Origin of the sequence: Tomitella cavernea (genome assembly GCF_016599145.1) — a bacterium.
Classification (GTDB): Bacteria; Actinomycetota; Actinomycetes; order Mycobacteriales; family Mycobacteriaceae; genus Tomitella; species Tomitella cavernae.
On the sequence record NZ_JAENKO010000003.1, the window covers coordinates 1 to 26608 of the forward strand.

At 70.3% G+C, this 26608-nt stretch carries 21 protein-coding genes, 2 tRNA genes and 1 other RNA gene; 13 read left to right on the forward strand and 11 right to left on the reverse strand.

Annotated elements, in window-relative coordinates; genetic code table 11:
- Positions 1–375: 375 nt before the first annotated feature.
- Positions 376–2004, forward strand: a complete 1629-nt coding sequence (locus tag JJ683_RS02200; protein WP_200171043.1) for an ABC transporter substrate-binding protein — start codon at positions 376–378, stop codon at positions 2002–2004.
- A 231-nt stretch (positions 2005–2235) separates the two neighbouring features.
- Entirely contained in the window at positions 2236–3834 is a 1599-nt protein-coding gene (locus JJ683_RS02205) for an ABC transporter substrate-binding protein (RefSeq protein ID WP_307810633.1), read from the forward strand.
- Here the strand turns inward: JJ683_RS02205 and JJ683_RS02210 are convergent.
- Positions 3800–4387, reverse strand: a complete 588-nt coding sequence (locus JJ683_RS02210; protein WP_486398522.1) for an SDR family oxidoreductase — start codon at positions 4385–4387, stop codon at positions 3800–3802. The genes JJ683_RS02205 and JJ683_RS02210 overlap by 35 nt on opposite strands.
- Positions 4388–4411: 24 nt before the next feature.
- Positions 4412–6766 carry an arylsulfatase gene (locus tag JJ683_RS02215; RefSeq protein ID WP_200171045.1) on the reverse strand — a complete coding sequence of 785 codons (2355 nt, stop codon included), beginning with the start codon at positions 6764–6766 and terminating at the stop codon, positions 4412–4414.
- Positions 6767–6881: 115 nt separating this feature from the next.
- Between JJ683_RS02215 and JJ683_RS02220 the strand changes: the two genes are divergently transcribed.
- Together JJ683_RS02220 and JJ683_RS02225 are read left to right on the forward strand one after the other, a co-directional pair.
- Positions 6882–7457 carry a TetR/AcrR family transcriptional regulator gene (locus tag JJ683_RS02220; RefSeq protein WP_200171046.1) on the forward strand — a complete coding sequence of 192 codons (576 nt, stop codon included), beginning with the start codon at positions 6882–6884 and terminating at the stop codon, positions 7455–7457.
- The gene (locus JJ683_RS02225) at positions 7454–8443 is read left to right on the forward strand and encodes a formylglycine-generating enzyme family protein (RefSeq protein ID WP_200171047.1); all 990 of its coding nucleotides are present in this window, start codon (positions 7454–7456) and stop codon (positions 8441–8443) included. The genes JJ683_RS02220 and JJ683_RS02225 overlap by 4 nt, the downstream gene beginning before the upstream one ends.
- A gap of 22 nt (positions 8444–8465) precedes the next feature.
- Here JJ683_RS02225 and JJ683_RS02230 read toward each other — a convergent pair whose 3' ends face one another.
- Entirely contained in the window at positions 8466–9695 is a 1230-nt protein-coding gene (locus JJ683_RS02230) for a L,D-transpeptidase (RefSeq protein ID WP_200171048.1), read from the reverse strand.
- Between the two features lie 246 nt (positions 9696–9941).
- On the opposite strand from JJ683_RS02230, the gene JJ683_RS02235 reads away from it, so the two are divergent.
- Complete coding sequence (locus tag JJ683_RS02235; protein WP_200171049.1) at positions 9942–10154, forward strand: hypothetical protein; 213 nt, start codon at positions 9942–9944, stop codon at positions 10152–10154.
- Positions 10155–10184: 30 nt separating this feature from the next.
- Here the strand turns inward: JJ683_RS02235 and JJ683_RS02240 are convergent, their stop codons facing one another.
- Positions 10185–11474: an aspartate aminotransferase type Ic gene (locus tag JJ683_RS02240; protein WP_200171050.1), complete on the reverse strand. Its 1290-nt coding sequence runs from the start codon at positions 11472–11474 to the stop codon at positions 10185–10187.
- A gap of 87 nt (positions 11475–11561) precedes the next feature.
- Positions 11562–11656, reverse strand: an RNA gene (gene ffs, locus JJ683_RS02245) — signal recognition particle sRNA small type.
- A gap of 133 nt (positions 11657–11789) precedes the next feature.
- Between ffs and JJ683_RS02250 the strand changes: the two genes are divergently transcribed.
- Together JJ683_RS02250 and JJ683_RS02255 are read left to right on the forward strand one after the other, a co-directional pair.
- Positions 11790–11874: transfer RNA gene (locus tag JJ683_RS02250), tRNA-Ser, on the forward strand.
- Positions 11875–12035: 161 nt separating this feature from the next.
- Positions 12036–13604 (forward strand): glycoside hydrolase family 183 protein, encoded by a 1569-nt coding sequence (locus tag JJ683_RS02255; protein ID WP_242474330.1) that lies wholly within the window; start codon positions 12036–12038, stop codon positions 13602–13604.
- 101 nt (positions 13605–13705) lie between these two features.
- Here JJ683_RS02255 and JJ683_RS02260 read toward each other — a convergent pair whose 3' ends face one another.
- The gene (locus JJ683_RS02260) at positions 13706–14482 is read right to left on the reverse strand and encodes an MIP/aquaporin family protein (protein WP_200171051.1); all 777 of its coding nucleotides are present in this window, start codon (positions 14480–14482) and stop codon (positions 13706–13708) included.
- Between the two features lie 163 nt (positions 14483–14645).
- On the opposite strand from JJ683_RS02260, the gene gluQRS reads away from it, so the two are divergent.
- Both gluQRS and JJ683_RS02270 read left to right on the forward strand, forming a co-directional pair.
- The gene (gene gluQRS, locus JJ683_RS02265) at positions 14646–15665 is read left to right on the forward strand and encodes a tRNA glutamyl-Q(34) synthetase GluQRS (protein WP_200171052.1); all 1020 of its coding nucleotides are present in this window, start codon (positions 14646–14648) and stop codon (positions 15663–15665) included.
- Positions 15666–15796: 131 nt separating this feature from the next.
- Positions 15797–16444 (forward strand): queuosine precursor transporter, encoded by a 648-nt coding sequence (locus JJ683_RS02270; protein WP_307810648.1) that lies wholly within the window; start codon positions 15797–15799, stop codon positions 16442–16444.
- 4 nt (positions 16445–16448) lie between these two features.
- Here the strand turns inward: JJ683_RS02270 and tgt are convergent, their stop codons facing one another.
- Entirely contained in the window at positions 16449–17642 is a 1194-nt protein-coding gene (tgt, locus tag JJ683_RS02275) for a tRNA guanosine(34) transglycosylase Tgt (RefSeq protein WP_242474341.1), read from the reverse strand.
- A gap of 286 nt (positions 17643–17928) precedes the next feature.
- On the opposite strand from tgt, the gene JJ683_RS02280 reads away from it, so the two are divergent.
- Positions 17929–18177 carry a metal-sensitive transcriptional regulator gene (locus JJ683_RS02280; protein ID WP_200171129.1) on the forward strand — a complete coding sequence of 83 codons (249 nt, stop codon included), beginning with the start codon at positions 17929–17931 and terminating at the stop codon, positions 18175–18177.
- Positions 18178–18204: 27 nt separating this feature from the next.
- Here JJ683_RS02280 and JJ683_RS02285 read toward each other — a convergent pair whose 3' ends face one another.
- Positions 18205–18570 carry a LuxR C-terminal-related transcriptional regulator gene (locus JJ683_RS02285; protein WP_200171055.1) on the reverse strand — a complete coding sequence of 122 codons (366 nt, stop codon included), beginning with the start codon at positions 18568–18570 and terminating at the stop codon, positions 18205–18207.
- A 217-nt stretch (positions 18571–18787) separates the two neighbouring features.
- Here JJ683_RS02285 and JJ683_RS19560 point away from each other — a divergent pair, with 217 nt between their 5' ends.
- Positions 18788–22675, forward strand: coding sequence for a WD40 repeat domain-containing protein (locus JJ683_RS19560; protein ID WP_200171056.1), 3888 nt, complete (start codon positions 18788–18790; stop codon positions 22673–22675).
- A gap of 161 nt (positions 22676–22836) precedes the next feature.
- On the opposite strand, the gene JJ683_RS02295 is transcribed toward JJ683_RS19560, so the two are convergent.
- From JJ683_RS02295 to JJ683_RS02305, 3 genes are all read right to left on the reverse strand, one after another.
- A tRNA-Ser gene (locus JJ683_RS02295) sits at positions 22837–22921 on the reverse strand.
- Between the two features lie 83 nt (positions 22922–23004).
- A complete protein-coding gene (locus JJ683_RS02300; RefSeq protein WP_200171057.1) occupies positions 23005–23466 on the reverse strand; it encodes a nucleoside deaminase in 462 nt (153 codons plus the stop codon).
- 83 nt (positions 23467–23549) lie between these two features.
- On the reverse strand, positions 23550–24116 hold the full coding sequence (locus tag JJ683_RS02305; RefSeq protein WP_200171058.1) for a tRNA adenosine deaminase-associated protein: 567 nt from the start codon (positions 24114–24116) through the stop codon (positions 23550–23552).
- Between the two features lie 89 nt (positions 24117–24205).
- Between JJ683_RS02305 and JJ683_RS02310 the strand changes: the two genes are divergently transcribed.
- Together JJ683_RS02310 and JJ683_RS02315 are read left to right on the forward strand one after the other, a co-directional pair.
- Positions 24206–25228, forward strand: coding sequence for a prephenate dehydrogenase (locus JJ683_RS02310; protein ID WP_200171130.1), 1023 nt, complete (start codon positions 24206–24208; stop codon positions 25226–25228).
- A complete protein-coding gene (locus tag JJ683_RS02315; RefSeq protein WP_200171059.1) occupies positions 25225–26601 on the forward strand; it encodes an amidase in 1377 nt (458 codons plus the stop codon). Before JJ683_RS02310 ends, JJ683_RS02315 begins: the two co-directional genes overlap by 4 nt.
- Positions 26602–26608 lie beyond the last annotated feature (7 nt).

Below are 26608 nucleotides of genomic sequence, written 5' to 3' on the forward strand. Positions count from 1 at the left end.
AGCGGCGGGCGTTCCGGCGGCCCTCGGTCCGGCGCCGCCGGCTCAGGTCGCGGCGGGGAGCAGTCCGCCGCCCGCCAGGGCCAGAGCCGGTCCCGGCAGACGCAGAACCCGTCCCGGCAGCCGCAGGGCCGCCGCAGGGCCACGCGCGCATCCGGCCGTCCGCAGGGCTGAGACGGCTCGGGCCCCGGACGGCCCGTTCCCGCGAGAGGGGCGTACGAGGATTCCTCGTACGCCCCTCTCGCGTCCCACCGCAGGACGAGATCCAGTCCATAACGCCCCTCCGCTGTGCTATAAATCACTTCATCGAATTCAATGCCGCAGGGACCGCAGGTCGGGGTCGATGCATGTCCGCAGCGGCTGACTGAAAGGAAGTCGATGGCACAATCAAGGCGGAGAAGGCTCGGGACCGGCGCAGTCGCACTGTTCGCGAGCGCCGCACTGCTCGCAGGCTGTTCCAGTGGCGGCGACTCCGGTTCCGGCGGCGAGAGCGGAAGCTCGGGCGGAGGATCGAGTGATGCTACCCAAGCGGGCATCATCGGCGACCAGCCGGAAGCCGGGGACCCCGTCAGCGGCGGCACTCTGAGCTTCGCCGGGTTCTCGATGCCGTCGAGCCTCGACCCCACCAAGACCCAGCCCGCCGGCTCCACCGGCGGCACGGAAATGGCGAACATCTACGACCTGCTCGTGCGCTACGACGCCGACAAACAGCAGTACGTGCCGCAACTGGCGAAGTCGCTCACCGAAAGCGACGACCACCTGACGTGGACCATCGGCCTGCGTGAAGGGGTGACGTTCTCCGACGGCACCCCGCTCGACGCCCAGGCCGTGGTGGACAGCATGAACCGCTACACCGAGAACCGCGGCGCCAACAGCCAGCAGTTCAAGGCCGGCGTCAAGAGCATCGAGGCCACCGACCCGCAGACGGTCACAGTCACACTCAACGCACCGTGGTCCGAGTTCCCCGCGGTGCTCACCTTCGGCTACGGCATGATCCTGGCCCCGGCCGCCTACGCCGACCCGAACGACTTCAAGCCCATCGGCGCCGGACCCTTCACCGTCACCGAGTTCGCCCCCGCGCGCTCACTGGAGCTCGCACCGCGCGAGGACTACTGGGACGGCAAGCCCTACCTCGACACCCTGAAGTTCGTCGACATCGCCGGCGGACAGCCGCGCATCCAGGCGATGGACTCCGGCGGCGTCCAGATGACCTTCCTGCGTTCGCCGGAGTGGGTGACCGCTGCCAAGGCGAAATACCCCGGCTTCTACGAGCCGCTCAACGCGGCCGACGTCCTCCAGATCAACAACCGCGAAGGCCGTCCGGGCGCGGATCCGAACATCCGCAAGGCCATCGCGCTGGCGATGAACCCCGACGTGATCAACCAGCGCGCCTTCGGCGGCGACGGCCACCCGACCACCAAGGTGTTCGCCGAGTGGTCCAAGTGGCACAACGACGTGCCCGCGTTCACCCAGGACACCGCCCAGGCCAAGCAGCTCGTCGACGCCGCCAAGGCGAACGGATTCGACGGCAACATCACCTACGTCACAGTGAACAACCCGGTGTCGCAGGCGATCGCCACCTCCACCCAGGCAATGCTCAACGCGGTGGGCTTCAACGTGGACGTCCAATACACCGCCACGGTCACCGACATGGTCAAACGTCTCTACGTCGACCACGATTTCGACATCACCTACTCGTCGTACAGCATCTCCGACGCGGTGCCGTTCATGCGTCTGGACGCCGCGCTGCGCAGCGACTCGTCCAACAACATCCTCGGCTACAACAGCCCCGAGATGGACAAGCTGCTCGACACGGCCCAGCACGCCACCACCGACGACGCCGAAAAGGCGGCACTGAAGGCGATCGAGCAGAAGATCCACAACGACGTGCCGTATCTGAACCTCGGCTGGGGCTCGAACTTCGTCGCCTGGAAGCCGAACGTCTACGGCGCGATGCCCAGCAACGACGGCATCACGCTGCTGGGCAACACCTGGATCCAGCAGTGACTCTGCGCTGACGTCGCAGCAGTCGCTTCCGCCGGCGTGGCGGTCGGGGATCCCCCGGTCGCCACGCCGGCGTGCGTCGGCAGCCGAAAGTTCCCGGCCAGTGGGACCCGGCACGTATCGCTGTGCACCTCGTCACAGACTGTGACATCGGAGACGGTCGGCACGTCCGTCGAAGACTCAGGCGATCGGGAGGAACCCATGGCACGCACGTTTCGGGCCAGAAGGATAGGAGTGGCCGCCGCCGCGATGCTCGCAAGCACCGCGCTGTTGGCGGGCTGCGCCAGTGGCGGCGACTCCGGTTCCGGCGGCGAAAGCGGAAGCTCGGGCGGAGGATCGAGTGATGCTACCCAAGCGGGCATCATCGGCGACCAGCCGGAAGCCGGGGACCCCGTCAGCGGCGGCACTCTGAGCTTCGCCGGCTACTCGATGCCGTCGAGCCTCGACCCCACCAAGACCCAGCCCGCCGGCTCCACCGGCGGCACGGAAATGGCGAACATCTACGACCTGCTCGTGCGCTACGACGCCGACAAACAGCAGTACGTGCCGCAACTGGCGAAGTCGCTCACCGAAAGCGACGACCACCTGACGTGGACCATCGGCCTGCGTGAAGGGGTGACGTTCTCCGACGGCACCCCGCTCGACGCCCAGGCCGTGGTGGACAGCATGAACCGCTACACCGAGAACCGCGGCGCCAACAGCCAGCAGTTCAAGGCCGGCGTCAAGAGCATCGAGGCCACCGACCCGCAGACGGTCACAGTCACACTCAACGCACCGTGGTCCGAGTTCCCCGCGGTGCTCACCTTCGGCTACGGCATGATCCTGGCCCCGGCCGCCTACGCCGACCCGAACGACTTCAAGCCCATCGGCGCCGGACCCTTCACCGTCACCGAGTTCGCCCCCGCGCGCTCACTGGAGCTCGCACCGCGCGAGGACTACTGGGACGGCAAGCCCTACCTCGACACCCTGAAGTTCGTCGACATCGCCGGCGGACAGCCGCGCATCCAGGCGATGGACTCCGGCGGCGTCCAGATGACCTTCCTGCGTTCGCCGGAGTGGGTGACCGCTGCCAAGGCGAAATACCCCGGCTTCTACGAGCCGCTCAACGCGGCCGACGTCCTCCAGATCAACAACCGCGAAGGCCGTCCGGGCGCGGATCCGAACATCCGCAAGGCCATCGCGCTGGCGATGAACCCCGACGTGATCAACCAGCGCGCCTTCGGCGGCGACGGCCACCCGACCACCAAGGTGTTCGCCGAGTGGTCCAAGTGGCACAACGACGTGCCCGCGTTCACCCAGGACACCGCCCAGGCCAAGCAGCTCGTCGACGCCGCCAAGGCGAACGGATTCGACGGCAACATCACCTACGTCACAGTGAACAACCCGGTGTCGCAGGCGATCGCCACCTCCACCCAGGCAATGCTCAACGCGGTGGGCTTCAACGTGGACGTCCAATACACCGCCACGGTCACCGACATGGTCAAACGTCTCTACGTCGACCACGATTTCGACATCACCTACTCGTCGTACAGCATCTCCGACGCGGTGCCGTTCATGCGTCTGGACGCCGCGCTGCGCAGCGACTCGTCCAACAACATCCTCGGCTACAACAGCCCCGAGATGGACAAGCTGCTCGACACGGCCCAGCACGCCACCACCGACGACGCCGAAAAGGCGGCACTGAAGGCGATCGAGCAGAAGATCCACAACGACGTGCCGTATCTGAACCTCGGCTGGGGCTCGAACTTCGTCGCCTGGAAGCCGAACGTCTACGGCGCGATGCCCAGCAACGACGGCATCATGCTGTTGGGCAACACCTGGATCCAGCAGTGACTCTGCGCTGACAACGGTCCCGGCGACGCGAAGGGCGGGTGCTCTCCTTACGGAGCATCCGCCCTTCGCGTGTCGCCGCTTTCAGTCGCCCGCTGGACACCTTTGGGGTGCCCGCCGCCGTCGGCGTGGATCGTATTGCCCGTGACGTAGCGGGCACCGTCGCCGGCCAGGAACTCCGTCGCCGGCCCGATGTCGTCGACCGCCGATCCTCCCCGTCGGGTTCGCCGAATCCATGCTGGCCGCCATCTCGAAAACCGCCGCGTATCTGTTCGTCGGTGATGTTCTCGAGCCGCGCGTATCCGCTTGGCCTCCACGCGTTGTTGACCAGGATGTCGAGACGACCGAACCTTTCCACAACGACGTCCACCATCGCGTGCACGTCGTCCGTGCTGCTGACATCGGTGCTGCTGACATCGGTGCGCAGCGCGTGCGCGGGCGAATGTGTGCGCGATGCCCCGGCCGATGCCGATCGCGCCGCCGGCGACGATGGCGGCGCGCCCGTCGAGTGTTCCCATCTGTGCCCGCTCTCGCCTGCCTGATCGGGCGTCGACATCTCCGAACTGTCCCGGCTATCCGGTCAGTGGGTGGCCATCGCGATCCGCGCTTTCTCGGTCGGTGAGATGTCGCGCGCCTGCGGCAGCTCCACGTGCACGTGCCGCAGCGCCGGGCCGAAGGCGAACGGCCCGCGGCCCGCGTACTCGGGGCTCACCGCGCTGCCGCGGTTGCGCCCCACGTCGAACTGCTCGTTCATGCTGAACATGGCGCGCACCGTCCGTGCGATCCGGCCCGATGCGACGGCCGCTCCGTCGACGGATAGCGTCAGCTCTCCCCCCTTGCCGAATCCGGCCCCGTCATAGACGAAGTCGGCGGACACTGTCCGCGCGCCCGCAGGCAACACGTCGTCACCCCGGATGTGGGTGAGTTCCCGGCCGACGAAGTTGTAGCAGAACACCGGCCGACCCTCGAGCACGTAGAAGGCGAATCCGGCGAACCGGCCGCCGATGCTCGCCAGCAGCCCCTGCGCGCCGGCGCCGCCCTCGAAGCCCGGCGCCAGGGCCGCGGTGAGTGTGAAGGAACGGTTGAAGAAGTTCGGTGCCGCCTTCTCCACCAGCCCGTCCATGTGCGGGTACAGGGTGATCGCTGTGCGGCCGCGCAACGGATGCGGCGGGCCGGACGCCGGGTCCGGGTAGCGGCCCACGGTGCGGTCGTCGAGCGGCAGCACCTGGTGGCGCGCCGCCTCGGCGAGGAACTTGCCCTGCAGTTCGGCGAGCTTGCCGGGATGCTCCGCCGACAGGTCCCGGGCCTGCGACCAGTCGACGGTGGTGTCGTACAGCTCCCACCGGTCCTCGTCCATGGAGGGCAGGTCCTTGACCGGCGTGGCCATCAGCCACGGTGCACGGTGCGCGGTCACCGCGGTCCAGCCGTGGTCGTAGATGCCCCGGTTGCCGAAGATCTCGAAGTACTGGGTGACATGCCGGTCCTCGGCGTCGGGCGCGTTGAACGAATAGTTCATCGCCGTGCCCTCCATAGGCTTCTGCCGTACCCCGTCCACGCTCTGCGGCGCCGGGATGCCCGCGGCCTCGAGGATCGTCGGGGTGATGTCGACGCAGTGGTGCCATTGGTGCCGTAGCCCGGGCTCGGCGATCCCCTGGGGCCAATGCACGATCAGCCCGTTACGGGTGCCCCCGTAGTGGGAGGCCACCTGCTTTGCCCACTGGTAGGGCGTGTCCAGCGCCAGCGCCCACGACGAGGGGAAGTGCGCATAGCTCGACGGGCGGCCGATCTCGTCGATCCGCTCGAGCGACTCCTGTGTGCCGCTGCGGTAGCCGTTGAGGTTCGCCAGGTAATTGAACGCCCCCTCCATGCCGCCCTCCGCGGAGGCGCCGTTGTCGCCGATCATGTAGATGACCAGCGTGTTGTCGAGGTCGCCGCGCTCGCGCAGCGCATCCACCATGCGGCCCACCTGGTCGTCGGTGTGCTCCAGGAACGCTGCGTAGACCTCCATGAACCGCGCCGCGACGGTGCGCTGGTCGTCGTCCAGCTCGTCCCAGTGCGGCAGGCCCGGGGCCCACGGCGCCAGCACCGTGTCCTCCGGCACAACGCCCAACTCCTTCTGCCGGGCGAGGGTGATCTCCCGCTGACGGTCCCAGCCGTGATCGAATGCGCCACGGTACTTGTCCAGGTATTCGTCGGGCACCTGTAACGGGGCGTGGCACGCGCCGAAGGGCAGATAGCACATCCACTGCTTGTCCGGGTCCATCGTCTCCACCGAGTCGATCCACTCGATCGCACGGTCGACCAGGTCCTCGGACAGGTGGTAGCCCTCCTCCGGCGTGGCCGGCGGGTCCACGGTGCGGAAACCGTCGTAGAGCACCGGCTCGAACTGGTCCGATTCCGCCCCGAGGAACCCGTAGAACTTCTCGAACCCTTCCCGCAGCGGCCAGCGGTCGAAGGGGCCTGCCGGGCTGATCTCCCACGGCGGCGTCTGGTGCATCTTGCCGAACGCGCCTGTGGCATACCCGTTGCCCTGCAGCACGCGGGCCACGGTGGCCGCGGACGCGGGCCGCGTCCCGTTGTATCCGGGGGCCTGACCCGCCATCTCCGCGATGACGCCGAAGCCGACGCTGTGGTGGTTGCGCCCCGTCAGCGTCGCCGCGCGGGTGGGCGAACACAGCGCGGTCGTGTGGAACCGGGTGTATGTGAGCCCGCCCTCGGCCAGCCGCTCGGCAGCGGGGGTCCGACAGGGGCCGCCGAAGGCGGACGCTGCGCCGAAGCCGACGTCGTCGATCATCACCAGCAGCACATTCGGGGCACCCGCCGGCGGGCGGATCGGGTCGGGGCGCCGGAAGGGCGGATTCTGGCTGCGGTAGTCGACGGCGGCGGGGGTCGCCGATTCTGGTGTTTCGATCGGGATGGAGTACCGGTTGACCACGGCGGCTCGCTTTCGTGTCGTGGAAGGAGTGTAGAGACTGCGGGGCACTGCACTGTAGTCAGACGGCTACAAGCGCGAGCACAACCACTGTAGCCGGTCGACTACAGTCGGAGGCGTGCAATCGAGACCAGAGCCGGAACGCCCCACCGGCCGTGACGCGGTACGCCGGTCGATCCTCCGCGCGGCGCGACACCACTTCGCCCGGGAGGGGCCCCGCGCCGCACTGCGCGACATCGCCGCGACCGCCGGGGTCAACGCCGGACTTATCCACCGGCACTTCGGCCGCAAGGAACAGCTGATCAGCGAAGTCATCGAGGACACGCTGGAATCGAGCACGCGGCACGTCGCCGCCAACGGGGCCGTGCGGTCGATGTTCCTCGACTCCACCACGCAGACGGACTTCGTCCGGATGATCGCGTGGATGGCCCTCGAGCGCGGCCCCGACGGCGCGTCGCCGCTCGCATCCGCCCCGCACCGCACCATCGCCGAAGTGCGCGGGGCACCGGACACTGATCCGGACCGGGACGCCCGGCTGATGATCGCCCTCACCGTCATCTACGGCTGGTCGGTGTTCAGCCGCGAGATGCTCTCCGCCTTCGACGTGGAGGAGGACCGCCGCGGCGAGTTCGAGCACCGTATCGCGGACCTGCTCGCCGCACTGACAGCTCCGGAGAAGGTGGCGAATCCATGACCGACCCGACCCCCGCGGCCGCAACACCGCGCCCTTGCTGCGCGGCGCGCGCACAAGCCGGGTCCGCCACCGTGCCCGGCGGACCCGCCCCCTGCGGACCCGCCGGCGGCGTCACCCGCAACCCGCGGAGCACGAAGGGGCAGGTGCCGCTGACCGGCGGCGTGTTCACGATGGGCGACCACTTCGACGAGGGATACCCCGACGACGGCGAGACCCCCGTGCACGCCGTGGAGCTCGCACCGTTCCACATCGACGAGACGGCCGTCACCAACAGAGCCTTCGCCAGGTTCGTCCGCGCCACCGGATACGTCACCGAGTCCGAGCGCTTCGGGGTGTCCGCGGTGTTCCACCTCGCCGTCGAGGCCGGCCCGGAGGACATCCTGCACCGGCTCGACACCACCTACTGGTGGGTCGCCGTGCGGGGTGCCGACTGGCGGCATCCCGAAGGCCCGCGGTCATCCGTCGGCGAGCGTTCGAACCATCCGGTGGTACACGTGTCGTGGAACGACGCCGCAGCGTATGCGGCGTGGGCCGGCAAACGGCTGCCCACCGAGGCGGAGTGGGAGTACGCCGCGCGCGGCGGGCTCACCGGGCGCCGGTACGCCTGGGGCGACGAGCTCACGCCGCGGGGCGAGTGGCGCTGCAACATCTGGCAGGGCCGGTTCCCGGACGTCAACACGTGCGACGACGGACACCTGACCACCGCCCCGGTCAAGTCCTACCGTCCCAACGGATACGGGCTCTGGGGGACCGCCGGCAACGTGTGGGAATGGTGCGCGGACCACTTCGACCCCGGCTATTATGCGTATGCGCCCCGGCACGATCCGCGGGGCCCGCTCGAGGCCACCGGCGCGCGGGTGATGCGCGGCGGTTCGTTCCTGTGCCACGACTCCTACTGCAACCGCTACCGGGTGGCGGCGCGCTCGTCGAACACACCGGACTCGGCCTCGGCCAACCTGGGATTCCGCTGCGCCAACGACGCGTGAGCCCAGGTGACCACCGCGCGGCTCAGACCGCGCTGCCGGCCACCCAGGTGTCCCACGGCACGGACCAGTCGCCGTTCTGCCACAGCTGCAGCGGCGACCCGCCGGTGTTGATGACCTTGACCACGTCGCCGATGCGGGAGAAGTTGTAGAACCATTCCGCGTTGGACGGCGAGAGGTTCAAGCAGCCGTGGCTGGTGTCCGTGTTGCCCTGCGCCCACATGGTGGAGGCGAGGGCGTGCAGGTAGATCCCGTCATTGGAGATCCGGGTGGCCCAGTTGATCGATTCCTTGTAGCCCAGGCGCGAGTTGATCGGCAGGCCGTAGGTCGACGAGTCCATCACCACAGGATTCGCCTTGCCCAGCACGGTGTAGGTACCCGGCTGGGTCCAGAATGACAACGTCTGGCCGTTGACGGTCTGTGTGCCGCCCATGCCCATCGACGTCGGCATGGTGCGGACCACCTGACCGTTGTTCTTGACAGTGACCACCTTGGTGTTGTCGTCCGCCACCGAGATGTGGGCGTCGCCGATGGTGAACGAGATCGACTCGTCCTCCTGGCCGTACATCCCGCCGCCCACGTCGACGCCGTACAGCTTGGCGTCCACCGTCACCTTGGTGCCGGGCGCGTAGAAGTCCTTGGGACGCCAGTGCGCGGCGGAATCGCTCACCCAGTTCCACTCGCCGTCCACATGCGGGCTCGTCGTCACGGTCAGCGTCTTCTGCGCGGCGGCCTTGTCCTCGATGGGTTCGTCGAAGTGGGCGACGATCACCATCCCGACGCCGTACGTGGCGCCGTCCTGCATCGCCCCGCCGCCCGTCGTCTCGAAGTACAGCTTGGTCTTGTTGCTGGGAGTGAGGGTCGTGACGGTCTTGGTGACGTCGGTCGACAGGCCCTTCGCGTCCACCGCAGTCGCCTGGATCGTGTACTTCTTCGCGTAGCCCAGCGGCTCGGTGGTCTTCCACGAGATCTTGTCCGGGGTCATCACCCCCTCGACCTTCTCGCCCTCCGGGTTGGTCATGACGACGTCGGTGAGCGAGCCCTGCTCCACCTTCACCACGACCGGGTCGGTGGGGTTGACAGGGGTGTCCGGTCCCGGGTTCACCGTGATCCGCGCGTCACTGGTCGGCGGCGGCGCCTCTGTGGCGCCGGCGGCTCCGCCACCGCCCGCTCCGCCGATCGTGCATCCCGCCAGCGTCGCCACCGCCAACAGCGCGCACACGAGCCCGAAAAACATCCGCCGGGACGCCCGCATCTTCACTCCTCGCCCGCGGTCCGCCCACTGTGCGCAGCGCACTGCACTCGGCGGCGCCCGCACTTGCTTCCGCACGCAGCACCCACCCCGGTTACGCGCGGTGCCCCCGCACACCGCACGGCCGTCCCAGGGTGATCGCCTTACCGGACAAGATTACCGGCCCGCCCGGAGTTCCACCGGCCGGGATCCCGAACCGAACCGGTCATATGTCGCATCTCGCGCACCCGAGGGCCCAGACTGGAACCCGTGGCACACCTCTCCGATTCCGAGCAAGAGCCCCTCTGTTCCGCCCGCGGCTGCCGGGAGGCCGCGCGGTGGGCGGTGGTCTGGAACAACCCTCGGATCCACACCCCGGACCGCGAGAAGATCTGGGCCGCCTGCGACGTGCACAGGACGACGCTCGCGGATTTCCTCTCGGCCCGCTCGATGCTCCTGCGCGTCGATCAGTTCGGCGCGTGACGGCCGGCGCGCCGAACCGCGCCGAGGCCGTCAGCTCTTGTCGTGCCGGGCCAGCGCCTTCTCCACTGCGGCCAGCACGATGCAGGTGGCCACGCCGTCCATCGCGGTCCGCAGTTCGCCGAGCGACGGGTAGCTGGGTGCCAGGCGGATGTTGCTGTCGGTGGGGTCGTTCTTGTACGGGAAGGCGGATCCCGCCGCCGTAAGCGCAATCCCCGCCCCCGCGGCCAGGTCGATGACGCGCCGAGCGGTGCCTTCCGCGACGTCCACGCTGATGAAGTAGCCGCCCTCCGGCGTCGTCCAGGATGCCGCCTTGTTGGCGCCCAGCCGGTCCTCAAGGATCTCGATCACGGCACGGAACTTGGGCGCGAGCAGCTCCCGGTGCCGCTCCATGTGCGTCCGCACGCCGTCGGCGTCGCCGAAGAACTTCAGGTGCCGCAGCTGATTGACCTTGTCCGGCCCGATCGTCTTCTTGCCCACCAGCCCCAGATACCACTCCAGGTTGGCGGCGGACGAGGCGAAGAACCCGACACCCGCGCCGGCGAAGGTGATCTTCGAGGTGGATGCGAACACGTAGGGGCGGTCGGGGTTGCCGGCCTCGGCGGCCATGCCGAGCACGTCGAGCACCGGCGCGGGCTCGCCCACCAGAGAATGCACCGCGTAGGCGTTGTCCCAGAACAGTCGGAAATCCGGCGCAGCGGCGGGCATCGACACGAGCTCGCGCACCACGTCCTCGGAATAGACGGCGCCGGTGGGGTTGGAGTAGTTGGGGATGGCCCACATGCCGCGGATCGACGGGTCCGAGGCGACCAGCCCGGCGACGCGGTGCATGTCGGGGCCGTCCTCGAGCATGGGAACCGGGATCATCTCGATTCCGTACTGCTCGCAGATGGCGAAGTGCCTGTCATACCCCGGGCTGGGGCACAGGAACTTCACACCCGGCTCCTGCGACCACGGGCGCGGCGCATCGTGCGCGCCCTTGAGCAGGGAGAACACGATGAGATCGTGCATGATCTCCAGGCTGGCGTTACCCCCGGCGATGATGTTCGCGGTGGGCACGTGCAGCAGCTCGCCGAAGATCGCGCGCAGCGCAGGCAACCCCTCGACTCCGCCATAGTTGCGGCAGTCCGTCCCGTCCGGATCCGAATAGTCCTCTTCACCAGGCAGCGCAAGCAGACCGTTGGCCAAGTCCAGCTGCTCCGGCGACGGCTTGCCCCGCGTGAGGTTCAGCGCGAGCTCGGCGTCCACGAGGGCCTCGTAGTTCGCGCTCTGGCGCTGATGCTCGACGACGAGTTCGTCACGACCGAGTGAATCGATCCACATGGGGAGCCTTTCCCGGGGCCAGACACACATGCGTACCGCGAGGCGAGTGCCGTCAGCACCCGGACTTAAGGGGGCAGAAGCATACAAAGTGAAGGACCCCGCGCACCCGCCAGAGCCCGTTGACCCTTGCTGCCTTCCGGCCCTGGGGGAGTTCACAGGATGGACGCCGCGCGGGGTCCGAGGACAGTCTAACGGGCCCGTGCGCGCGCGAACACCCGCACCCCCTTCTACGCGATAGCCGCAGGTGGAAACACTGGCGCGCGGCCACCGCGGGGCGATGTGCATTCGCGGCGGCCCACCGGTTATGCTTCTCGCGGAGGATTCGCCTAGTGGCCTATGGCGCTCGCCTGGAACGCGGGTTGGGTTAACGCCCTCAGGGGTTCGAATCCCCTATCCTCCGCCGATGAACGACGCCCGCGGACCGTGCACACGGTCCGCGGGCGTTTTCGCGTTCGCGGCCCTGCACAGGCAGGGCGCATGCGATCCTGACGGTTCCGGGACGGCGAGTTCCGTTGCATAGGATTACTGCCGCCGACATACCGTCGAAGAAGAAGGGCTTTCATGCCGGATCATCCGTACGCACCCCGCCGCACTGTCCGCCGACCGGCCACACTGCTCGCCGGGGCCGTCGCCCTCGGAACCTGCGCAGCGCTGTCGGCGGCGCCCGCCGGCGCCGCCCCCGTGGACAACGGCTCCATGGGCAGTATCACCGACCAATCGAGCCTCGACGGCACGCCGCTCGGCGAGAACGGCACCCAGAGCCTCGGCAGCGCAGGAAGCCTCAGCACCGCGGGCAGCAGCGCGCTCGGCGCACTCACCGCCCCGCTCGAGGGCGGCGGCAGCCTGTCCAGCCTGGCCAGCACCGGTCTGAGCGACAGCTTCGGCGGCGGCTCGCTCGGCTGCGCGCTCGGCAGCACCGGGGTGACTGGCAGCGGCAGCGTCGGCTCCTCGGGCGGCCCCATGCACTCGGTGCCCTGGCTCAACGGACAGGACGGGATGCTGCCGCAGGTGAACGGCATCACCGAGGCCGTCGCGCACATCACCGGGCCGTCCGGCACCAACAGCACCGTGCCCCGGTTCAACGTGATCGGCACCGACCTGGGCATCATGTGGGACAACGGCAGCGGGCAGACGCTGCTCGCCTTCGGCGACACCACCGGCGCCAACGACGACCCCGTCTGCAACGGGCTCGTGGGGCATTGGCGCTCCAACGTGCTGCTGCGCAGCGACGACGACGACCTCTCCGACGGGATGAGCATCGACAGCGCGGCGATGGCCTCCCCCGGCCAGGCCAAGGAGATCCTGCCGAGCCTCAAAGTGCCCGGCGTCGAGCACACCGTGATCCCCACCGCGGGCATCGCCGTGCCGCACGCCGGCGCCGCCGGGGGATTCCGCCAGTACGTCGAGTTCATGTCGGTCAAGAGCTGGGGCGCACCCGGCGAGTGGACCACCAACTATTCGGCCCTGGCCTACTCGGACGACAACGGGGAGAACTGGGTCACGCCCACCTTCGGGTCCGTCCCGGACATGCTCGGCGACGCCGCCGCTCCCGGCACCGGGGCCAAGGCGTTGAGGACCGCCACGGCCGCGATGTCGTCCGTGCGGCTGAACGCCGGCGGCAATGCGAACTTCCAGATGGGCGCCTTCGTCCGCACGCACGACGCCGACGTGGGCGACCCGGACAGCTACGTGTACTTCTTCGGCACGCCGTCCGGGCGCAGCGGCTCGGCGCGCCTGTCTCGCGTGCAGCAGAAGGACATCGAAAACGCCGCCGCCTACACCTACTGGGACGGCGCCGGCTGGGCCGCCACGCCCGAGCAGGCCGCGGTGGTGATCGACGGCAAGGTGAGCGAACTCTCCGTCGCCTACAACACCTACCTGGGCAAGTACATCGCCATGTACACCCACCCGGTCAAGGGCCTCGTCGTGCGCACCGCGGACAGCCTCACCGGGCCGTGGAGCGGCACGACCACGCTCATCAGCCCTCTCCAGGTACCGGCCTTCTACGGCGCGTTCATGCATCCGGAGTCGAGCGACTCGGACAGCAGGTACCTGTACTTCACCGGCACCACGTGGTCCGACTACAACGTGATGCTGCTGCGCACCGACCTCAGCGCACTGCGCGACTGACACCGACGCGACTGACACCGACCCGCACACGCGGACGAACACGGACGGGCAGGGCGCCGGGGCGACATGTCCACCCCGGCGCCCTGCCCGTCCGATCCGCGCTACGCACCACCCCCAGCGGGCCCCTCGACCACGTCCTGCTCGATGAGGTCCTCTCCGACGTCGAGCGGCTTGCTCGAGTAGAGGAACCAAACCACGACGGCCGCGAGCGCTCCACCGATCAGCGGTGCGACGATGAACAGCCACAGCTGGTTCAGCGCGTCCCCGCCGACGAAGATCGCCGGGCCGATGCTGCGGGCCGGGTTCACCGAGGTGCCGGTGACCGCGACGCCGACCAGGTGCACCGTCGCCAGCGCCAACCCGATCGCCGCGCCCGAAGCCGCCGTGGAACCGACCTTCGTCGTCACGGCGAGGACCACCGAGACGAAGATGAACGTCAACACGATCTCGATGAAGAACGCACCGACCCAGTCGACTCCGATGAACGAGACGCCCTCGCCCCACCCGTTGGTTCCCAGGCCCACTTTGTCGGTGCTGTAAAAGTCCGTGGTGGCGAAGATCCCGCGCAGCACGCCCGCGCCGATGATGCCGCCGGCGATCTGCGCCACCCAATAGGCGACAGCCTCGGTGATCCGCATCCTTCCGGATACGACGAAGCCGAGGGTCACCGCCGGATTGATGTGCGCGCCCGAGATCGGACCGATCGCGTACGCCATGATCAGCATGATCAGGCCGAACGCCAGTGCGGTGGCTACGATCCCGGCGGCCGGGGACTGCCCGGTGAGCCCGAAGCCGAACGACAACGTCGCCACTCCGACACCGACGAACACCAGAAGCGCGGTGCCCAGCGCCTCCGCCAACAGCTTTCTCGGATCCATACTCGGCCTCCTGCCGTCCGAACGGGAACGCCGAGCCGGATAGCGGCCCGGCGGCCGGCGACGGACGTCCCGGCAGTTCACACCGTATTGACAACCGGACGGATCACCTGTGCGACGCGCCGCAGCGCACGGACGTATTCAGCGCGGGGCACAATCGTGGGCGATGCCCCCGCACCGCTCCCACCCCCGTCCGCAGTCCGAGCCCGGCCCGCAGTCCGAAGGCGCAGCCCCGCAGTCCGAAGGCGCAGCCCCGCCGCACGACGGCCCCGCGGCGGGCCGGTTCGCCCCCAGTCCGTCGGGCGACCTGCACATGGGGAACCTGCGCACCGCACTGCTGGCGTGGCTGTTCGCCCGCACCACCGGCCGCGGGTTCCTGCTGCGGGTCGAGGACCTCGACCGCGTGCGTCCGGGCGCCGAGGATCGCCAGCTCGCGGACCTGCGCGCGCTGGGGCTCGACTGGGACGGGCCGGTGTCACACCAATCGCAGCGCCGCGTCGGTTACGACGAGGCCATCGGCAAGCTGGCCGCGGCGGGACTCGTCTACGAGTGTTACTGCACACGCAGGGAGATCCTGCATGCCCCGTCCGCGCCCCACGCGCCGGACGGCGCGTACCCCGGGACCTGCCGCGACCTCACCCCGGTGCAGCGGGCGGAGCGCCGCGCGGCACGCCCCTGCCCCGCACTGCGGCTGCGGTCGGGGGTCGCCGAGTACACGGTGACCGACGTCCTGCACGGCGAGTACACGGGGATGGTCGACGATCTTGTGCTGCGCCGCGGCGACGGCACCCCGGCCTACAACCTCGCGGTGGTGGTGGACGACGCTGCGCAGGGTATCGACCAGGTGGTGCGGGGCGACGACCTGCTCAGTTCGGCCCCGCGCCAGGCCCACCTCGCCGCGACGCTGGGGCTCACGGTGCCCGAGTACGCGCACGTGCCGCTGGTGCTGGGCCCGCTGGGCAAACGCCTGGCCAAGCGCGATGGCGCCGTGACCCTCGCCGACCTCGCCGCCGCAGACTCGGACGCCGGTGCGGAGCCGGGGGCCGTCGCCGCGCGGGCGCTGTCCTCCATCGCCGTCTCCCTGCGCCTGGCCGAACCCGGCGAGGCGGTCACCGTGGAGACGCTGCGCGCACGCTTCTCCCCGTCGTCGCTCCCCCGCGGGCCGTGGGTGTATCACCCGGCCTGACGGGTGTTTCAATTGACCACGTGACTTCCTCCGACCGCGTCCCGCCGGCGACCCCGGCCGAGCCCGGCCCCGCGGACCGCGCCGCCGGCGGGGCGGCCTTCGCCGCGGTCACCCGCTCGTACTATCCGGCGATCATCGCGATCTTCGCGCCCCTGCTGCTGATCTCCAACCTCTGCGCCACCAAGGGCGTCGCGTTCGGCCCGATCGTGGGCGACTGGTCGATCATCACCGACGGCGGCTTCTTCCTTTTCCCCCTCGCCTACGTGCTGGGCGACGTGTTGAGCGAGGTCTACGGCTTCCGCGCCACGCGCCGCGCCATCCTCCTCGGATTCGGCGTGGCGGCACTCGGCGCGCTGGCCTTCTGGGTGACGTCGATCCTGCCCGCCGCGGACTTCTATGCGAACCAGGACGCGTTCGACACCGTCACCCAGGCGTACTTCCAGGTCCTTGCCGCCAGCCTGGCCGGATACCTGGTGGGCCAGACGCTCAACGCCTACGTCCTGGTCCGTATCAAGGAGGTCACGCGCGAGCGCCACCTGTGGGCGCGCCTGATCGGTTCCACGGTGGTGGGCGAGCTCGCGGACACGCTGGTGTTCTGCCTCATCGCGGCGGGCGCCATCGGGCTCAGCGGGGCAGGCGACATGACGACCTACGTGGTGCTCGGCTTCGTCTACAAGACCGCCGTCGAGGTGCTGCTCATGCCGGTCACCTACCGCGTGATCGCGGCGCTCAAGGCGCGTGAGCCCAGTTACGCCGTCCGTCCCCGCGGCGACGGCTGACCCGTCATTTCCCGCCCGCGAACCTCCCGAGCACCTCCTGCTTGTACTCCGCGTACTCGCCGCGGTCGATGGCCGTGCGGATGCCGTCGACCATCCGCACGGTGAAGCGCTCGTTGTGGATCGTCGCGAGCGTCGCCGCCAGGTGCTCCTTGGCCTTGAACAGGTGATGCAGGTAGGCGCGTGAATAGTGCGCGCAGGTGTAGCAGTCGCAGTCGGCGTCGACGGGGCCGAAGTCGCGCCGGTTGCGCGCCGTGGTGATATTGAATCGGCCGTCGGGGGCGTACAGCGCGGCGTTGCGCGCCACCCGCGACGGTTGGACGCAGTCGAACGTGTCGGCCCCGTTCTCGACAGCGACGAACAGGTCCTCCGGTTCGCTGATGCCCAGCAGGTGCCGCGGCTTGTCCTCCGGTAGCTCCTGGCTCACCCAGCCGACGATGGTGCCCAGGTTCCGCTTCTCCAGCGCACCGCCGATTCCGTACCCGTCGAACCCGCCGCCGTCGGCGTCCTCCAGTGCGACGAGCCCCTTGGCCGCCTGCCGACGCAGGTCCTCGTACTGCGCGCCCTGCACCACGCCGAACAGCGCCTGACGTGGACTGCCGGAACGCTCCGCGGTGAGCCGGTGGTGCTCGTCGAGGCACCGTTGCGCCCACCGTCGGGTGCGCTCCACCGACCCCTCCTGGTAGCCGCGCGTGTTCATCAGCGTGGTCAGCTCGTCGAAGGCGAAAATGATGTCGGCCCCCAGCCGGTGCTGGATGCCCATCGAGATCTCGGGGGTGAACCTGTGGCGCGAGCCGTCGAGGTGCGACTTGAACGTGACTCCGTCGTCGTCGACGTGCGCCAGGCGCTCCTTGCCCGCCGCGATCACGTCGTCGGCCTGCATCGCCACCGACTCCATGGTGAGCACCTTCTTGAACCCCGCCCCCAGCGACAGCACCTGGAAGCCGCCGCTGTCGGTGAACGTGGGGCCCGGCCAGTTCATGAACGCGCCCAGTCCGCCGGCCTCCTCGACGATGTCCGACCCCGGCTGCAGGTAGAGGTGGTAGGCGTTGGCGAGCACCGCCTGCGCTCCGAGCTCCGTCATCGCCTCCGGCAGCACCGCCTTGACCGTGGCCTTGGTGCCGACGGCGATGAAGGCGGGCGTGCGGATGTCGCCGTGCGGCGTGCGTATCCTGCCGGTGCGGCCGAGGCCCGATTCCATCCGGGTGCGGACGCTGAAGAGATCGCCGGTGTCGGTCACCGGGACATCAAACCAAACGCACACAGGCCGTCGACCGCGGGAGTGGCCCGTCATACCCCCAGTGGGTACCATGAAGTGCACAGGAGAACCCCCGCGGAGAACCGCCCCGGGACCGGACGGAAGGCCAGGCAACGACATGACGCACTCCACCGACGCGGCCGGCACCGACGAAGTCCCCGGCACGCCAGGCAAGGCCGATACCCCGGGCAAGGCCGGCACGCCGGGTTACGCGGCGGACAAGGCGGCCATGCGCACACGTCTCCGCCGCGTCGAGGGGCAGGTGCGCGGCATCCAGCGCATGGTGGAGGGGGACACCTATTGCATCGACGTGCTCACCCAGATCTCCGCCGTGAACCGCGCCCTGGAATCCGTCGCCCTCGCACTGCTGGACGACCACCTGCACCACTGCGTCTCGCACGCGATCTCCTCCGGCGAGAACGCAGACGAGAAGCTCGACGAGGCCACCGCCGCGATCCGGCGGCTCGTGCGCTCCTGACTGCCGCCTCCTGCCCCCGGCGCGCGCTCACCAATCGTCGAGCGAGACGAGGCCATCTTGCAGCGCGCGCACCACCAGCGCGGCCTTGGTGGAGGCGACACGCCCGGCCTTCGCATACTTGGTGCGCACCCGGGCCAGATGGGTGTTCAGCGTGCCCACGGAGATATAGAGTTCCCGTGCGGCCTCCACCTTGGATTCCGATCGGAACCAGGCCAGCAGCACCTCCACCTCGCGCGCCGAGAGCGCCGGGGCCGGTGCCGGTGCCGGTGCCGTGACAGGCTCGCCGCCGACCAGCCGCAGCCGCCGCTCCTCGCAACCGTCAGGTAGTCCGCCCCCGGCCGGGAGAGCGTGCCCGTCGGAAACGCCTCGCGCAATCGATCCGTTCACAGTCATGCCCACTCCCATCCCTTTCCGCCCCGTCGCGCAGGCGCAAGCGCATTTGCAATTCACCGGATTCAAAGGCGGACGCCTTCATCGTTGCCCATGGGGGCGACAACTTCGGCATCCCGCGGCGTACCCGTACTAACTCCATACGGACCCCATCCCCATACACCGCCACGACCAGTGCCTTCCTTGGTATACCGGTCGGTAATTCTTTAATGTTGAACAGGTGACATCGTATGGCCATACGTCTGCGGACACGCACCACGGAGCCCCCGCCGCACCCGAGGGCGTCGCCTCACGGGCCGATCTCGCCGCGGCGCTCACCGTGCTGCGGACGTCCGCGGGGCTGAGCGTCCGGGAGGTCGTCGCCCGCTCCGGCGGCCTGCACGGCACCATCTCCGGGTGGCTGTCCGGTCAGCACCTGCCCAACAAAGCGAGCTTCGCCATGTTCGACGCCGTACTCGGCGCGTGCGGCGTTACCGACGAGGCCGGGCAGGCCCGATGGCACGACGCCGTCGCCCGCGCCCGCGGGGGTCGCTTGCGCCGGGCGCCGCAGCCCGCCCTGCCGTACCGCGGGCTGGAGCCGTTCCAGGAGATCGACGCCGAGTGGTTCTTCGGCCGTTCGGAGCTGACGTGGACGATCGTCGACCGTCTCGGCGGCGCCGTGTACGACGGCACCCCTGTCATCGTCATCGGTCCGTCCGGCTCCGGAAAGTCGTCGGTGCTGCGCGCCGGCGTGGCTCCCCTCCTCCGGAACCCGGCAACGGGCCCTGCAGGCGAGGTCACGGTGACGACGCCACAGCACGCACTCGAGGCCCTGGCCGGGATCCGGGCCGAGGTGCGTGCCGGTGCCCGTACGGCCACCGACCCCGTGCTCATCGTCGACCAGTTCGAGGAGCTCTGGACCCTCGGGCCGTCCGAATCCGCGCGCGCGGAGGTCATCAGTGCGCTCACCACGACGTCCGACCGGCCCCCCGTGCAAGTCGTGCTGGCCTTGCGGGCCGATTTCTACGGCAACGCCGCCGCCGAGCCTGCACTGGTGACCGCGCTCGAGTCGCCGGTGGTGGTGGGTCCGATGACCGACGACCAGCTCCGCGAAATCATCGCCGAACCGGCGCGCCAGGCCGGGGCCGCCGTCGATGAGGCACTGGTGCAGCTGCTCATCGACGAATCGCGTCCGGCCGGCTCCGGCCCAGGCGCCGGACGCCCGGGAATGCTTCCGCTGCTGTCACACGCGCTGCTGATCACCTGGACTAGGTCACGGCATAAGACGCTCACCGTCGCCGATTACTTCGCGTCCGGCGGCATCGGCGGCGCAGTCGAGATGAGCGCTGAGTCGGTCTACGCCACGCTGAGCCCTGCGCAGCGGAGAACGGCGCAACGCGTGTTCCTGCGCCTGATCACCATCGGCGAGGACGCCGACATCGTACTTCGCAGGCGCGCCACGCTCGGCGAACTCGCCGGCGGCGCTCACGGTTCAGATGGCTACGGCGACGCCGGCGAGGTGATCGACGCTTTCGTCGAGCGCAGGCTGCTCACCGTCGGCGACGACACGATCGAGCTCTCCCACGAGGCTCTGCTCACCGCGTGGCGACGCCTGCACAACTGGATCGACGACAACAGAGCCGGGCTCGTCCTCCGCCGCCAGCTGACCGAGTCGGCCGGGTTGTGGCTGGACTCCGGCCGCGACCCGGGCGCGTTGCTGTCCGACAACCGGCTGGCGATCATGCGCGAATGGTCCGATGCGGTGGGGTCTGCACAAGTCATCAGCCCCGCCGAACGCGAGTACCTCGATGCGTCCACCGCCGAGGAGAACGCGCGCGCCGACCAGGATCACCGCCGCTTCCTGGTGCTCCGCAGACTGGTCGTCGCCCTGGCGGTCGTCTCCATCGTCGCCGTCACGGCCGCCGTCGTCGCCGGGGTGTCGCAATACCAGGCCAACAGCGCGCGCGGCGCGGCTGTCACCGCGCGTAACGAGGCGATGGCCCGTCAGATCGCCACCGAGTCGCAGAAGCTGCGCTCCGCGGATCCGGCCCTGGCCGCCCAGATGGCGCTCGCGTCGTACCGGGTGGCGCCGGTGCTCGAGGCACGGTCCGCGCTTCTCGACGCCACGGCGGTGCATTCCGCCACCCGCATCGTGGGCACGGCCGGGGGGATGACGGCGGTGCCCGCCCCCGACGGCACCTGGTTCGCCACCGCGACGTCCGACGGCGCCGTGCGCATCTACCGCACGGCCGACAGTGGAACCCACCCCGCGCCGCTGTCCGTGCTAGATGCGTTCGACGCGGCCGCGCCGCCGTACGCGCTGGCGGTCGGCCCGTCAGGCGACCTGGCCGCCGTGGGCGGAGAGGGCGGCACCCAGCTGTGGGACGTGTCCGACCTCGCATCCCCCCGGCTGCTCGCCGGCTTCAACCCGCCTGCCGACGGGGCCGTCCAGGACCTCGAATTCACCCCCGACGGCCGGCACCTGCTGGCGGGCACGAGCGGCTCCGCGCTGCTGCGCTGGGACATCACCGACCCCGTCCGCCCACGGGCCTTGCCCGCGGTCACCGTCCCCGGCAGCGGGCGGGAGGTGCTGGCGGTAAGCGCCGACGGTCGGCTCCTCGCCACCGGGGGCACGCATGACACGCTGCGCATCTGGGACGCCACCCGCATCGCGGAGCCGGACATGGGGGCTCCGCTCTTCGAGATCCCCCCCGATCCGCAGTCGACCGACGCCAGGCTGTCTCTCGTATTCACACCCGACAGCTCCACCCTGCTCGCGGGGACCACGGCTCGCCGGGTGGAGCGTTGGTCGGTGAACGACCCGCAGGCCCCGCAGCTCCTGCCACCTCTGACGGGTTTCACAAGCTACGTCAACTCCGTCACCGTCAGCGCCGACGGGATGCAGGTGGCGGCGGGCAGTTCCGACAACACGATCCGGATCTGGTCGACCGTGGACGACACGCTCACCGACACGCTGTCCGGCCGTTCCGTCGTGACCTCCACACGGTTCATGTCCGACGGCGCGCGGCTGCTGAGCGCCGGAGTGGACGGCGTAACCCGCCTGTGGCCGCTGCCCGGCCCGGTGCTCGGGGGTGCGGAGGACACGATCTTCACCAACCCCATCGACGCCACAGGCACCGTGCTGCTGGTGGGCGCGGGCGCCCACGACCCCGGCCAGCACTTGTGGGACATATCCGCACCCGACGCGGCGCGGCGGCTGGCCGACCTGGCCCCGGACGGCGAGGACCGGTTCACCGGCGCCACCGCTCTGGGCACCACCGCGGCGGGACGCCGGCTCGCCGCGGTGGGAGCCGCCACCGGGGCGGTGTACCTGTGGGATGTCACCACGCCGGACACCCCGCTGAAGCTCAGCAGGCTGGGCGGGGTCGTCGACGGCATCGTGGCCGTGATGTCGTTCGGCCCAGTCGCCCGGCTACTGGCGGTGTCCGACCAGTCCGCGAAGACGGTGCACCTGCTCGACGTCACCGACCCGGCCCGCCCGCGCCCAGTGGGGCGGTTCGACGCCGCCAACTACCCGCAGTCCATAGCGTTCTCCCCCGCCGGCGGCACGGTCGCGGTCGCGACCGCCGACAACACGGTGGAACTGTGGAACATCTCGGCGCCCGCGCATCCTGTCCTGCGCACCGTCCTCACCGGGTTCACCACATACGCGCAGGCCGTCGCATTCAGCCCGGACGGCACACTGCTCGCCGCGGGCGGCGCCGACCAGACCGTGCGCGAATGGGACGTCAGCGACATCGACTCCCCGCAGGAGATCGGCGCGCTCCCGGACACCGGCGGCGCCGTCTACTCGCTCGATTACAACGTCGACGGCACCCGGCTGGTCGCGGCGTCGAGCAGCGGCACGGTGCGGATGTGGAACGTCGACGGCACCGCCATGCCCACCATCGCAGCGAAGCTCACCGCCTACGTGGGCAGGACGTTCGACGCGCAATTCGGCCGCGACGGGCTGCTCGCGGCGGGCGGGCCCGACGGCACCGTACGGCTGTGGGCGACGGACCCCGTCGCGGCCGCCGCAGAGATCTGCGCAACCCGCGGCACGCCGCTGACCGCCGACGAATGGGACCGCTACCTGCCCGGGGTGCCCAGGCAACCGCTGTGCGGATGAGAGCGGTCCGGCTTGGATGAGCGGATCGCCCTTACCCCGATCCGAGCACCGTTTCCCACCGACACCCCGGGATCCGCCGTTCGGGCTGCGCAGGGGTGCCGGGCTGCCGCAAGAAAAAAGTGCCGAGGCCCCGTCCATACGGGGCCCCGGCACCTCCGGCGCGGTGGCGGTGGGATTTGAACCCACGGAGGGTTGCCCCTCACTCGCTTTCGAGGCGAGCTCCTTCGGCCGCTCGGTCACGCCACCGGGAAGTACTGTACACGGACACCGTGGTCATCACACAACCGACGCCGTGACCTGCATAGACACTGCCGTGTAGGCACCCTGCCTCAGCGACGCTCGTGGAAGAATTGCTCCAGCACGCCGGCGCACTCGCGCTCCAGCACGCCGCCGCGCACTTCGGGGCGATGCGTGAGCCGCCGGTCGCGGACCACGTCCCACAGCGACCCGACGGCCCCCGTCTTGGGCTCCCACGCCCCGAACACCACGCGGTCCACCCGCGCCAGTACCAGTGCGCCCGCGCACATGGTGCACGGTTCCAGAGTGACGGCGAGCGTGGTGCCGGCCAGGCGCCATCCGTCGCCGTGCACGCGCGCCGCCTCCCGCAACGCGAGGATCTCGGCGTGCGCGGTGGGATCGTCCAGGGCCTCGCGCGCGTTGACCGCGCGCGCCAGCTCCCGCCCGTCGGCGCTGAAGACGACGGCCCCGACGGGGACGTCGGTGCCGCCCACAGCACTACCGCCCCCCACGGCTCTACCGGCGAGCGCCGCGTCGAGGGCAGTCCGCATCATCGCCTCGTCGCGCCGCCCGGGGCCGCCCCGCGGCGCCGACTCCGGCCCACGCACCGGCCTGCGTTCGTTCAGCGGCCGGTCGTTCAGTGGTCGATCCTGTCGAGCACCGCGGCGAACTCGTCGGCGAATCCGAGGTTCTGCGCGATGGTGCCCAGCTGCTCATCCGGATACAGGTCCACCTCGTCCATGATCACGCTGAGCACCGGCTCCGGCAGGCCCAGGTCGGCCAGCACGGCGAGGTCGCCCTCCGGCCACGGATCCGCATCGTCCACCTCGTCGGATGTGAGGTCCGGGACGTCCACGCCGAGCACGTCGAGGATGTCCGCGGCCAGGTCGTAGTCGATGGCGCAGACCGCGTCGGACAGCGCCAGGTGCACCGTCTCCGGGCCGGGCCGCACGATGGCGAAGAAGGACTCGTCGACGTCGAGCAGGCCGAACACCGGCCCCGCGGCGCGCATGCCGCGCAGCTCGGTCACAGCCGCATCGAGGCTCTCGCGCGCATCGTCGCCCATCGGCGTGCACGACCAGCGGCCGTCGTCGTACACCACCGCCACGGCGAAGCCGTACAGCTCGTCGGAACCGTCCGCGGAGTCCCCCGCGCCGTCGACGGACCCGCGTTCGGCGTCCGTGTCCACACCCTGTGCAGCCATGCCGCAACGGTAGCCGCTGATGGCACCGTTTACGACCCCCGCCTCGTATGTGCCAACCTGGAACCGTGACGACGCCATCGCAAGCCGACATGCCGCCGGTCGCCGGCCGCGCGGCCGGCGACCCGGACCGGGCCGACGGACCCCCGGGCCGCCCCGAGGTGTGCGTACTGGGTTTGGGCCTCATCGGAGGATCGCTGCTGCGTGCGGCCGCCGCGGCCGACCGCACCGTGTGGGGGTGGAACCGCTCCGCGGAGGCGGTGCGCGAGGCGGCGGAGGCGGGCTACGACGTGTCGGGCGACCTTCCGGCGGTCCTGCGCCGCGCGGCCGCCGCGCAGGCGCTGATAGTCATCGCGGTGCCGCTGCCCGCCGTCGACGGGATCGCCGCCGCCATCGCGCTGCACGCCCCGCACTGCCCGATCACCGACGTGGTCAGTGTCAAGCAGCCGGTGGCCGACGCACTGGCCACCCACGGTCTCGACGCGCACTACGTGGGTGGCCACCCCATGGCCGGCACGGCGCAATCCGGGTGGGCCGCCGGCGACGGCGCACTCTTCGATGGCGCGGTGTGGGTGGTGGCAGCCGACGACGGCGCCGACCCCGACGTGTGGACCCGGGTGGCCGTACTGGCCGAGGACTGCGGCTCGGTGGTGGTGCCGGCCGGGTCCGCGGAGCACGACGCCGCCGTCGCCCGGATCTCGCACCTGCCGCACGTCCTCGCCGAGGCCCTCGCGGTCGCCGGAGCGGGCGACCAGCTTGCGCTTTCGCTGGCCGCCGGGTCGTTCCGCGACGGTACCCGCGTGGCCGCGACGGACCCGCTGCTGGTGCGCGCGATGTGCGAGGGCAACGCGGACGCGCTGGTGGCGGCGCTGGACGAGACCCTGGCACTACTCACCACGGCGCGCGACGCCCTGGCCGCGGGGGACGGGATCGCCGACCTGGCGGGCCGCGGGCATGTGGCGCGCCGCGAGTACGAGCACACCCGCCGTTCACGCATAGACGGGCTGCAGCCGGGGGTGCCCGGGTGGATCGAACAGCTCCGCGACGCGGGACGCGCGGGCGGAGTGTGGTCGTGCCCGGACGGGACGGACCTGCCGGACGGAGGCCTCGGATGAGCCTGCGGGAACTGGCCACGGCGCTGGCGCGCAAAGAGGTCACCGTCACCGCGCACGTCGAGCAGGTGCTGCGCGCGCTCGACGGGCTCTCCGGGACCCCGTGGGAGAACCTCGTGCCGGCGCGCAGGGACGACGCCGCGCTGGCGGAGGCCGCGCTGCTGGACACCGAGATCGCCGCCGACCGCTGGCGCAGCCCCTTGCACGGGGTGGCCGTGGCGGTCAAGGACAACATCGACGTGGCCGGGCTGCCCACGCGCTGCGGCAGCGCGGCGCTCGAGGACGCGCCGCCGGCCGACCGCGATGCCGACATCGTCGCCCGCCTCCGCGAGGCCGGCGCGATCGTCGTCGCCAAGTCGCACCTGCACGAATTCGCCTACGGCTGCACCGGGGAAGAGAACGCCGACGGCCCCTCCGCCCACCCGCACGACCCGGCGCGCATCACGGGCGGTTCGTCCTCGGGCTCGGCCGCCCTCGTGGCGCGCAAGACCGTGCCGTTGGCCGTCGGGACCGACACCGGCTGCAGCGTGCGCACCCCGGCCGCGCTGTGCGGCGTGGTGGGGTTCAAGCCGGGCATATCGGCCCTGCCCACCCGGGGCGCATTCCCGCTGTCGACGACGCTCGACCACATCGGCCTGCTCACCGGGGACGTCGTGGATGCCGGGCTGGCCTGGGGCGCGATCCCCGGCGTCGCGCGCACCCCGTGGCCGGTGGCCGGCATGCGGGTGGGACGGCTGCGCGGCGCGGTATTCGAAACGCACGACCCGGTGATCACCGACGCCGTCGACCGGGCGTGCGCGGCACTGACCGGGGCCGGCGCCGAGGTGGTGGACGTCGAGCTGCCGCACGCCGCCGAACTGTCCGCCGCGTATCCGGTGATCGTCGGGTCGGAGGCCTACGAGACCCACACGGATCCGCAGGGCGTGCTGCCCGACGCTGCGATCGAGCGGTACACGCCCGGCGTGGCCGGACGGGTGCGCGCCCAGGCGGGGAGGCCGGCCGTCGACTACCTGCGCGCGCTGCGGTCGGTGCGGCGCATGCGCGGCGAGGCCCTTCACACCCTCCACCGCGAGCGGGGCCTGTCCGGGCTGATCTGCGCGACGACGCCGATCCGCGCCACCCGCCTCGGACAGGACACGACGACGCAGGCCGACGGCCGTCCGGGGCTGTCGGTGCGCTCCGAACTGCTGCGAATGTGCGTCCCGTTCAACCTGCTCGGCATCCCCGCCGTCTCGGTCCCCGCGCCAGACGCCCCCGGGCTGCCCGCAGGGATCCAGCTCGCCGGCCTGGGCGTCCCGCCGGGCGGGGAACGGATCCCGGGCACCCACCCCGCCGAGGCCATCGCACTCGGACTCGGGCTCGCCGTCGGCGGCTGAGGGGCAA